Source organism: Armatimonas sp., assembly GCF_043760365.1.
Lineage (GTDB): Bacteria > Armatimonadota > Armatimonadia > Armatimonadales > Armatimonadaceae > Armatimonas.
On the sequence record NZ_JAYUPA010000840.1, the window covers coordinates 1 to 3155 of the forward strand.

At 59.7% G+C, this 3155-nt stretch carries 5 protein-coding genes; 2 read left to right on the top strand and 3 right to left on the bottom strand.

From position 1 onward, the window contains the following. On the bottom strand, positions 1-612 hold a 612-nt coding region (locus ACH2EH_RS20735), incomplete at its 3' end, for a DNA topoisomerase (protein ID WP_395144700.1). A gap of 83 nt (positions 613-695) precedes the next feature. Between ACH2EH_RS20735 and ACH2EH_RS20740 the strand changes: the two genes are divergently transcribed. Next, the gene (locus tag ACH2EH_RS20740; RefSeq protein WP_395144702.1) at positions 696-1304 is read left to right on the top strand and encodes a hypothetical protein; all 609 of its coding nucleotides are present in this window, start codon (positions 696-698) and stop codon (positions 1302-1304) included. A gap of 2 nt (positions 1305-1306) precedes the next feature. Here ACH2EH_RS20740 and ACH2EH_RS20745 read toward each other — a convergent pair whose 3' ends face one another. Together ACH2EH_RS20745 and ACH2EH_RS20750 are read right to left on the bottom strand one after the other, a co-directional pair. Next, positions 1307-1771, bottom strand: a complete 465-nt coding sequence (locus tag ACH2EH_RS20745; protein WP_395144703.1) for a 23S rRNA (pseudouridine(1915)-N(3))-methyltransferase RlmH — start codon at positions 1769-1771, stop codon at positions 1307-1309. Next, complete coding sequence (locus ACH2EH_RS20750; protein WP_395144705.1) at positions 1772-2275, bottom strand: hypothetical protein; 504 nt, start codon at positions 2273-2275, stop codon at positions 1772-1774. 48 nt (positions 2276-2323) lie between these two features. Here ACH2EH_RS20750 and ACH2EH_RS20755 point away from each other — a divergent pair. Further along, a partial coding sequence (locus ACH2EH_RS20755; protein WP_395144707.1) for a DUF1552 domain-containing protein occupies positions 2324-3155 on the top strand: 832 nt, incomplete at its 3' end.

Below are 3155 nucleotides of genomic sequence, written 5' to 3' on the forward strand. Positions count from 1 at the left end.
TTTCTTGCCGGTCTGGGGCGCAAGATTTGCCGTGAGGCTCCAGTACTCCACGGGCACAAACGCGAGAATCTCCCGCTCTCTGTCGCAGATCAGGCGCACGGCCACGGACTGAACGCGCCCGGCGGAGAGATCCTTTCGCACTTTTTTCCAGAGCAGCGGGCTAATCTTGTAGCCCACCAGCCGATCCAGCGTTCGGCGTGTCTCCTGCGCCTCCACTTTATCCTGATTGATATCACGTGGATTGGCGAGCGCGGCCTGCACGGCAGACTTGGTAATCTCGTTGAAGACAATGCGCTTGATCCGAGACTTGGGGAGCTTGAGCGCCGCTGCAATGTGCCAGGAGATTGCCTCGCCCTCGCGGTCAGGGTCTGAGGCAAGGTAGATCGTGTCGCAGCCCTTGGCCGCCGCCGCGAGCTTGCCTAAAACGTCTTTACGATCCTTCAGTGGTTCGTAAGTCAGCGCGAAATCATTCTCAATATCCACAGATAGCTTGGACTTGGGGAGGTCACGGACATGGCCCATGCTGGCCTCAACTTTATAGTCCGGGCCCAGAAAACCTTTGAGGGTCTTGGTTTTTGCGGGCGATTCCACGATGATGAGTGATCTTGCCATAATTAATTCCTAAAGACGATGCCGCCGATTGTATCGCGGGGGATTCCTCTTTCGCAACGAGAGTGTACAATCCTTTTAAGAGAATGGTTCCTGGCCCCGAGTTTTATTGGCACGCGACCCCACTTGCGTTTCTTCCGGCGATACTCACGGAAGGGGTGCTTCGGGCATCCGCAAACCCACGCCCGAGCGCACTTGCCCGTCGCCGCAAGCTGGGCTTAGAAGGCTACCTTCACTTTTCTTTCGCCTCAAAGACGCCGCTTCTTGCCGACAAACTCAAGCGAGGCTATCCGCATGCGCTGCTTGCATTCGATCCCGCGATTAGTAACTTGCCCGGCGCGGCCTATTTGAAGTGGAACACGAAACGCTGGGCGCACCGTGAGGAGTTTATCCCGATTACTGACCCGGTTGAGAAAGCCGCGTTTCTTGGTGACTGGCGCAGCGGTAAATATCCCTCCGCCGAGCTCCTGGTTCCCAATCGTTTGGAGTTAACCTACGCCACGGATCTCTACTTTGCCTCCCAAGCCGAGGCCGACTGGCTCCAAGGCTTTTCTCTCTCCACTCCTCCGATCACGGTCAGCCCGGAAAGGTTCCCCCCAGGGCCGGAGCCGGATCTTGCACCGCTACAAATTTGGTTCGAAGCCTGCCGCGCTGCGGGGGAGCTCTTGCCGCCGCCGGAGCTGCCGTTTGACTGAGCCTACCGGTGGTACGCCTCGCCGCGATTGATCTTGAAGGCTCGGTAGAGCTGCTCGACCAGAACGACGCGGGCGAGGGGGTGGGGGAGGGTCATCGGGCCAAACGAAAGCAAGAAGTTCGCCCGGGCACGGACGGCATCGCTGAGCCCATTGGCTCCGCCGATCAAAAAGAGTAAGTGGCTCTCGCCATCGGTGCAGACCTGCTCTATTTTAGCGGCCAGCGTCTCCGAGGAAATGGCTTTGCCCGTGCCATCGCAGGCCACGACCCAGCCGCGCTCGGGGATTCGAGAAAGGAGCCGCTCGCCCTCTTTTTCGCTGTCGGCGCGGGTGTCTTCCTCAACTTCGACGAGCTGAAACGTGCTGGTCTGCCCCCCAAGGCGCTTGACGTATTCCGCGACCGCGTCTTTCCAGAACGCCTCGCGCAGCTTGCCGACGCAGAGCACGCTCACTTGGGGACGGGCTGCCACTTAGTCGCCTTCGCCCGGGAGCGGCGGCAGGTTGGCAATGGAGATCACGCGCCAGTGCGGCTCGGTGAACAAGAGATTATGGCGGCGGGTCTCCTTGCGCATCACCAGCGTGAGCTGATTGCCGCCCCAGAGGGTTTCATCACCATCGCCCAGCACCGACGCCGAGGTGAAGACAACGCGCTGGTTCGGGTCCCCATCCGCCGAGGGCAGGATCTTGGGCGGCATCACTTTCACATCGTACTTCACGCCGCGTCCACTGCTATGTGCCCGAGCAAGCTGGAGATGCAGCAGGGACTTGGTCATCACCCCGCTCTTAAAGTCATCGGAGATCAGGTCCATCAGTCGGGATACTTTCCTCGCCTGCGCGGCATCAGCAGCCTCTTGCAGCGACTCCGCGATCTGTAGCTCTGGTGTCGCAGGCGGGCGTGGCGCGAGCGACCAGATGCCTGCCACCAACAGTAGCAGCACACACAGCGCCGCGACGATCTTACTTACTTTGCTCATTGGACTACTCCTTATCATATTAAACGCTGTTGCGGTAGAATGGTTACGATGAAGCCTCTCACACGACGAACTGTTTTGCGGGGCGCGGGTGTCGCGCTTGCCCTGCCCGCTTTCGAGGCGCTTGCCCAGACGGCGGCAAAGTCGCCCAATCGCCTCGCTGTCCTCTACATGCCCAATGGGGTGAACCCCTTCGCCTGGACTCCACAAGGCACTGGTCGCCAGTTCGAGCTCTCCGAGATCCTTGCGCCGCTCGCTCCTGTCAAAGACGATATTCTGGTGCTCACCGAGCTGATGAACAAGGGATCGATTACCGGAGACGGGCACTACTATAAAATCGCGCCCTTTCTCACGGGCACGACGATCTCCAAGACCACCGGCGCGAATATGAACGCGGGAGGCACCTCGCTGGATCAATTGATTGCACAGAAGCTCGGAAATCTGACTCCGCTGCCGTCGCTGGAGCTCTCGGTGGATCCCCCGACGACCTATGTGGACATCAATGTCGGGCTGACTGCGCTTTATGGCTCGCATATCTCCTGGAGCACGCCCACGACGCCCGTCTCACGCGAGATCAACCCGCAAGCGGCCTTTGACCGTCTTTTCCGGCAGGGTCAGAAGGGCCGAGGCGTCTCTGCCAGCGATAAATCCGTGCTCGATGCCGTGCTCGACGATGCGAGCGGGCTGAAGAAGAAAATTAGCGCCGCGGATCGGCTGAAGCTCGAAGAGTACCTCGATGCCGTGCGCGCCGTCGAAAAGCGTATCGCCTTTGATGCCACGCGCCGCAAGGGCTCAATCCTTGACGACCCGATTCTGCGCGCTGAGTCCGAAAAGCTCGACAAGCGTATCAAAGACTGGTACGCGGTTCCCGGCGACAAGCGCC